This is a genomic window from Methylobacter sp. (assembly GCF_036845245.1).
Lineage (GTDB): Bacteria > Pseudomonadota > Gammaproteobacteria > Methylococcales > Methylomonadaceae > Methylobacter_A.
Genome location: NZ_DAIUEH010000100.1, coordinates 1 through 6,167, shown reverse-complemented (window position 1 = coordinate 6,167; position 6,167 = coordinate 1). Strand labels below are relative to the sequence as shown.

8 protein-coding genes are annotated in these 6,167 nt (G+C 44.3%); 6 read left to right on the top strand and 2 right to left on the bottom strand.

Annotated elements, in window-relative coordinates; all coding sequences use genetic code 11:
* Positions 1 to 194 precede the first annotated feature (194 nt).
* A complete protein-coding gene (locus tag V7051_RS24130) occupies positions 195 to 839 on the top strand; it encodes a transposase (protein WP_333879301.1) in 645 nt (214 codons plus the stop codon).
* 219 nt (positions 840 to 1,058) lie between these two features.
* On the opposite strand, the gene V7051_RS24125 is transcribed toward V7051_RS24130, so the two are convergent.
* Positions 1,059 to 1,496 (bottom strand): hypothetical protein, encoded by a 438-nt coding sequence (locus V7051_RS24125; protein ID WP_333879302.1) that lies wholly within the window; start codon positions 1,494 to 1,496, stop codon positions 1,059 to 1,061.
* A 286-nt stretch (positions 1,497 to 1,782) separates the two neighbouring features.
* Here V7051_RS24125 and amoC point away from each other — a divergent pair, with 286 nt between their 5' ends.
* The 4 genes from amoC (at position 1,783) to V7051_RS24775 (ending at position 5,607) form a co-directional block, all read left to right on the top strand.
* Positions 1,783 to 2,535, top strand: a complete 753-nt coding sequence (gene amoC / locus V7051_RS24120; protein WP_333879303.1) for a bacterial ammonia monooxygenase, subunit AmoC — start codon at positions 1,783 to 1,785, stop codon at positions 2,533 to 2,535.
* 121 nt (positions 2,536 to 2,656) lie between these two features.
* Entirely contained in the window at positions 2,657 to 3,400 is a 744-nt protein-coding gene (gene amoA / locus V7051_RS24115; protein ID WP_333879306.1) for a bacterial ammonia monooxygenase, subunit AmoA, read from the top strand.
* A 121-nt stretch (positions 3,401 to 3,521) separates the two neighbouring features.
* Positions 3,522 to 4,766 (top strand): bacterial ammonia monooxygenase, subunit AmoB, encoded by a 1,245-nt coding sequence (gene amoB, locus V7051_RS24110; protein WP_333879304.1) that lies wholly within the window; start codon positions 3,522 to 3,524, stop codon positions 4,764 to 4,766.
* A gap of 373 nt (positions 4,767 to 5,139) precedes the next feature.
* Positions 5,140 to 5,607: an IS1 family transposase gene (locus V7051_RS24775; RefSeq protein WP_442919695.1), complete on the top strand. Its 468-nt coding sequence runs from the start codon at positions 5,140 to 5,142 to the stop codon at positions 5,605 to 5,607.
* A 38-nt stretch (positions 5,608 to 5,645) separates the two neighbouring features.
* Here V7051_RS24775 and V7051_RS24100 read toward each other — a convergent pair whose 3' ends face one another.
* Entirely contained in the window at positions 5,646 to 5,810 is a 165-nt protein-coding gene (locus tag V7051_RS24100) for an ISAzo13-like element transposase-related protein (RefSeq protein WP_334181187.1), read from the bottom strand.
* Between V7051_RS24100 and V7051_RS24095 the strand changes: the two genes are divergently transcribed.
* Positions 5,809 to 5,979, top strand: a complete 171-nt coding sequence (locus V7051_RS24095) for a hypothetical protein (protein ID WP_334181148.1) — start codon at positions 5,809 to 5,811, stop codon at positions 5,977 to 5,979. The genes V7051_RS24100 and V7051_RS24095 overlap by 2 nt on opposite strands.
* The last annotated feature ends 188 nt before the right edge of the window (positions 5,980 to 6,167 follow it).

The window sequence follows — 6,167 nt, the reverse complement described above, 5'->3', positions numbered from 1 at the left end:
TGAGTTACCGGGATTTAGTTCATTCTTCAGACTCATTTATCTATTGGAAAATACTCCCATGCCGCTGGCGAGTATGCTGCGCATTCACTGCCTGTAGAACTGGCTCAGTTTTTCTGACCGGCAAATGGAAGATGCTCTCTATGAAATAGAGCGCGCCCGTCGCTTTACCCAGTTTTGGTAGTGTCGCCGAAGCCTTGCCGGATGAAGCCACGATTCTGAACTTCCGTCATTGGCTGGATAAGCATCAATTGGCTGAAGAATTGTTAGAGCTCCTTAATGCCTGCTTGAAAGAACAAGGGCTTTTAATTTCTCAAGGTGGATGGTCGATATCACGATTATTCATGCGTCCAGTCCACCAAAAACTAAGGATAAAATGCGTGATCCGGACATGCGCCAAACCCGAAAAGGCCCAGCAATGGTACTTTGGCATGAAAATCTATATCGGTGCCGATGTGAATTCCAGTGCTTTGCTCGCGGTGACCTCAACGGTCGCCCATGTCGCTGACATCGCTGAATTGTCTAAGCTGTTGCGAGATAGTGATCGCGTCATCTTTGTGGATGTGGGTTATACCCGTGATGAATGCTGGCGTGGAGCTCGGCATCTGGGTCTCCGCTGGTGCGTCAATGACAGGCGTAAACCCGGTAAGAGCCTGTCGTCCAGCCAGAAAAAGCGCAACCGAAAACAGTCCTCGGTTCGAGTCCACCTGGAGCGCATTTTCCTGATAATCAAACAGCAATTTAGCTTTCAAAAGACCCGTTACCGGGGTCTGGGGGGGGGGCACTTGTTGGTGGGACTGGCCAATTTGTACCTGCTCAGGCGGCAGTTGAAGGCTGTCTGAGGGCAAAGTAAGGTACATCTGTCGTTTCCCGAAAACGGCAGATGAAGAAAGAATAGCGGGGAAAACGGTTAAAAATGCCATTGGTTGCGTATGTCCAAGCGGCGATTTTTGAAAAAAATCAGCTTGTTTGGCAAGTCGGGCTGGCCAGCGATTTGATCGGCGCTTCCCTAATTAAGTCTGAAGTAAAGATTATGCATTAATGCGGCTAATAGGCAGTTGTTAGATAGAGTCTAAGCCGGACAGGCCTTCAATAGACCAGTTGGAGAAGTCAAGAGAACCTTCGTCGTTGTCTCCGTTTTTATAATTAATCCGGCAGATATATTTCTTTGTAATTGTGCTTGCAGTGGTGTTCGTGATGTCGATTTCGGCATTAATGACATATTGGTAGTTTCCTAGACTCCAAGCGTTAAGGGGTTTTTCAGGGAAGTTAATGGATGTGTCAGGTCCGAGTTTGGATTTAATGTAACTATTACAATGTGTAAATGCAAGTTTGGTTAGTGGTGTAGAGATAGGGGATTGGCCTCCCTGATCTTTGCTGTCAACAAGAAACAAATCTGACTGAATTACTTTGTAAACAAAAGGCATGATAACCTTGCTTTGAATTAAAAGTAGAGTTGATAAAGCGGCGATAAAAATTATGATGGAGTATTTCTTCATGGATTTAAGGTGACCGAGTTAAAAGTGAAATTATAATTAATTCTAACAGGAATCAATGTTTTAAGTGTAAAGGAATTTAATAGGAAAGGCTGGAGTTTAAGGAAATGTATTCGGTGTTTGTTTTTGACTTGACAAGGCTAATTGAGCTGGTAGACTGACAGCTCACTAAATTGAGTTGGTGGCACTTGATCCTTAATTTTATTAAGTATGGGTGAGAAAATGGAGTTGTAACTTATAGCCCCTGGCCATAATTAAGTCAGGGATTTGATAATTTTTGGAGGTAGAAATGGCAGCTACAACTGAATCAGTGAGAGCTGATGCTGCGGAAGCACCGCTGTTAAATAAGAAAAATATGATCCTTGGAGCATTACTATATGTAGTGTTCTATGGTTGGGTTCGTTGGTATGAAGGAGTCTATGGCTGGTCAGCTGGTCTGGATTCATTTGCTCCTGAATTCGAAACATATTGGATGAACTTTCTTTATATTGAGTTTGTTTTAGAAGTAGCAACTGCAGGCATTTTGTGGGGCTATATCTGGAAGTCTCGTGATCGTAAAGTAATGTCAATCACACCAAGAGAAGAGTTAAGAAGACACTTTACTCATTGGACTTGGTTGGTAATGTATGGCTTCGCTATCTATTACGGTGCTAGCTATTTTACAGAACAAGATGGTACATGGCATCAAACTATCGTTCGTGATACTGACTTTACACCAAGTCACATTATTGAATTTTATTTGAGCTATCCTATCTACATCATTACTGGCGGCGCTGCTTTCTTGTATGCAAAGACCAGACTTCCTACTTATCAGCAAGGTCTGCACCTTCAATATATGGTTGCAGTAGTTGGTCCTTTCATGATTCTGCCAAATGTTGGTTTGAATGAATGGGGTCATACTTTCTGGTTTATGGAAGAGTTGTTTGTTGCTCCTTTACACTACGGCTTCGTATTCTTCGGATGGGCAGCTTTGGGTGTAATGGGTGTTGTGAACACAGAAGTTATAGCTATCGCTAAGCTTCTGAAAAAAGACTTAGCTTAATTAAGAGTCTTGGTTGTAATTACTATCTCCGCTTGCTGTTTCGCTTTTTTTCAGGGTGAAGCAGCAAAAGTAGAAGATGGTCATTAATAAAAATAATTTAAATCCTTTAGGAGGTAAGCTAATGAGCGCATCTCAATCAGCTGTACGTTCACGCGCTGAGGCAGTTAAAGTTTCACGCACGTTCGACTGGCTAATTCTGTTCGTATTGTTCTTCGTTGTACTTGGTGGTTATCACATTCACTACATGTTAACTGGTGGTGACTGGGATTTCTGGACTGACTGGAAAGATAGACGTCTATGGGTAACTGTAGCTCCAATCGTTTCAATCACTTTTCCGGCTGCTGTTCAAGCTGTGTTATGGTGGCGTTACCGTTTACCTTTTGGTGCGGTGGTTTGTATCTTAGGCTTGCTTTTAGGTGAGTGGATCAACAGATATTTAAACTTCTGGGGTTGGACTTATTTCCCAGTAAACTTCTGCTTCCCTTCAAACCTGATGCCTGGTGCTATTGTTCTTGACGCTATATTAATGTTGTCAGGCAGCATGACATTGACTGCGGTTCTTGGCGGTTTGGCGTGGGGTCTGTTGTTTTACCCAGGCAACTGGCCAATTATGGCGCCTTTACACGTTCCTGTTGAATACAATGGCATGATGATGACACTGGCTGATTTACAAGGTTACCACTACGTAAGAACTGGTACACCTGAATACATCAGAATGGTTGAAAAAGGTACATTAAGAACTTTCGGTAAAGACGTTGCTCCAGTATCAGCGTTCTTCTCTGGTTTCGTGAGTATTTTAATTTACTTCTTGTGGCATTTCTTCGGTAAATGGTTCGGTGGTACTTCATTCACTCAAAGTGCATAATTAAAATTAAGCACTTGCTTGTAAGAAACACACACAAAAAGACTGATGTTAATAAAGCCAATTATGCTGTTGACATTAGATACTCTGAAAACTATAGATTCTCTATTATAGAGGAGGATATATGAAATTAATAAAAGACAAGGTTGCTAAATTATCCTTTGTCGCACTGCTGGTAACTGTTACAGCAGCGATGTTTTACGCACCAACTGCATCTGCTCATGGTGAAAAGTCGCAAGCTGCATTTATGCGTATGCGTACAATTCATTGGTTTGACCTGAATTGGTCAAAAGATACAGTGCCTGTTAATGATACTATGACAATTTCCGGTAAATTCCACGTTTTCGCGGGATGGCCTGAAACTGTCGATAAACCAGAAATTTCATTTTTGAATATCGGTATTCCTGGACCTGTATTTATTCGTCAAGGTTCATGGATCGGTGGTCAATTAGTGCCTCGTTCAGTTACTCTGGAACTGGGTGAAACTTATGAATTTAAAGTATTGTTAAAAGCGCGTCGTCCAGGTGACTGGCACGTACACACTATGATGAACGTTAAAGGCGGTGGTCCAATCATCGGTCCAGGTAAATGGGTAACTGTTACTGGTTCTATGGGATCATTTGTTAACCCAGTTACTACGTTATTAGGTGATACTATCAACCTAGAAACGTATAATCTGAGCAACACTTACTTCTGGCACGCTTTCTGGTATGCCTTAGGTTTGGCTTGGTTGGGATATTGGGCTCGTAAACCAATATTTGTACCACGTTATCTTGCTATTGAAGCAGGAAAAGCAGATTCTTTGATTACTTCTCTTGACAAGAAAGTTGCTATGGGTTTTGCGGCAGGTACAATTGCAATTGTTGCTTTCGGTATGAGCAGCACAAACGCAGCATACCCTGTAACAACTCCATTACAAGCTGGTTTGTTACGCGGTATGAAACCAATTGAAATGCCTGCTAGAACTGTTAACGTTAAAGTTGAAGATGCAACTTATCGTGTGCCCGGTCGTGCTATGCAAATGACATTGACTATCACTAATAATGGTGATTCTTCAATTCGTTTGGGTGAGTTCAACACTGCTGGCGTTAGATTCTTAGACTCTAAAGTTCATGTAGATGAAACAGGCTATCCAGATGACTTGTTGGCTGAAGAAGGTTTGACTGTTAGCGATAACAGCCCAATCGCTCCAGGTACATCAAGAACTGTGCAAGTTACTGCTTCTGACGCTGCTTGGGAAGTTTACCGTTTGGCTGACTTGATCTACGATCCAGACAGTCGTTTTGCTGGTTTGTTATTCTTCTTTGATGAAGCTGGCAACCGTCAAATGGTTATGGTAGATGCTCCATTAATTCCATCTTTCATCTAAAAATGAAATAGTTAACTAACACTTCGGTCGTTAGTTAAGGGAATTGAGACCCTCGTTACTTATTGGTAACGAGGGTTTTTTTTTTTTGAAAGAACAATAGAGTAGTGGTTGAAGCTTAACTGTTTTGTGTAAAATTGGTAGCATGATAACAGAGACCTGCACCCGCTGCGAGAGCAGCAAACTGACCCGCAATGGTAAAACCAGCGGGCAAACAAAAATTCCGTTGCCATGCCTGCGGCTGTTACGGCACGTTGGTCTCCGATTATGGCTACAGTGAAGAACGAAAATCCGAAATTCTGAGGGCTTACCACGAGCGTTCCAGCCTACGCGGATTAGAGTGCATCTTCGGGGTTGTCCGTCAAACCGTGGCGGCATGGTTAAAAAATACCATCATTTGCGGCCCCTGGAAACCACTTTGGTACCGCCCAACCAGAAGACGTTCTGGAGCTGGACGAGCTGTGTCGTTCGTCCAGTGCAAGGCCAGCGCCTGCTGGGTGTGGGTCGCACTCTGCCGCCGTACCCGACAGAGGTCGTGCCCTGGTTCGCGGGCGACCGAACGCGGACAGTTGCTGCCAGCTCTGGGCGGTATCGCCGAAGCCTACCGGGCCGCTTCACACTGACAGCGACTTCTGGGCCTACCAAGGCGTGTTTGGGGACAACCATCAATCGATCGGTAAGGAAAACCGGACAAACAGCCCATATCGAACGCTGGAACAACACCCTGCGCCATCGTTTGGCACGGTTTGTTCGCAAATCGTTGGCCTTTTCCAAAAGTAACGAGTTCCACTATATCGTCCTGCAACTTTTTATATATGAATATAATTTGGCTCATGCCAGTTAAATACTAAGGATCCCGTCAAAAATAACTTCCCGAAATAATCAGCCGTGAGGCAGAGTCCGGTAATTCCATCGGGGTAGAAAATCATCAAACACGATTCTCCTGTTTTTGATGAAATCGGTGGCGCATTTCTTCCCCGTTTCATAGATACCGGCCAAAATGTCGACAGTGACTTTTAATCCGGTTGTAGTCGTGGCTTTTTCCATGAAGGAGTACAGGAAGCGTAACGTTAGTGGAGCGGCGTACGACGACCCCCGCGTAGCCGTAGCGGTCGGGCGTTTTGACGAAGTTGTAGCGATAGCGGAAGCGCAGTCAAAATGCAAGGCCATCCGACACGGCGTCAAGTCATTACGGGAGTCATGGCGCACAGCGTAGCAACGCGAAGTTGTGCGTCGTGACGGACGGAGGACGAACGCGGGCCGCCGAAGGCATTAATGGCCAGGTCATTTTTCGCTGCTAAAATCGGATGGATCCATTTTAGCTTTCGCGAAAAATCCTGGCGCGCTTAAAATTGCTTGGCAATCTCAAGCGTATGAAACACCACGCCCTGGCAGGCGCGGGTG

Bases quoted from the DNA above. Each gene is read 5' to 3' on its own strand.
- V7051_RS24125 (WP_333879302.1), bottom strand. From the start codon at position 1,496: ATGAAGAAATACTCCATCATAATTTTTATCGCCGCTTTATCAACTCTA.
- amoC (WP_333879303.1), top strand. From the start codon at position 1,783: ATGGCAGCTACAACTGAATCAGTGAGAGCTGATGCTGCGGAAGCACCG.
- amoA (WP_333879306.1), top strand. From the start codon at position 2,657: ATGAGCGCATCTCAATCAGCTGTACGTTCACGCGCTGAGGCAGTTAAA.
- amoB (WP_333879304.1), top strand. From the start codon at position 3,522: ATGAAATTAATAAAAGACAAGGTTGCTAAATTATCCTTTGTCGCACTG.
- V7051_RS24775 (WP_442919695.1), top strand. From the start codon at position 5,140: ATGGTTAAAAAATACCATCATTTGCGGCCCCTGGAAACCACTTTGGTA.
- V7051_RS24095 (WP_334181148.1), top strand. From the start codon at position 5,809: ATGAAGGAGTACAGGAAGCGTAACGTTAGTGGAGCGGCGTACGACGAC.
- V7051_RS24100 (WP_334181187.1), bottom strand. From the start codon at position 5,810: ATGGAAAAAGCCACGACTACAACCGGATTAAAAGTCACTGTCGACATT.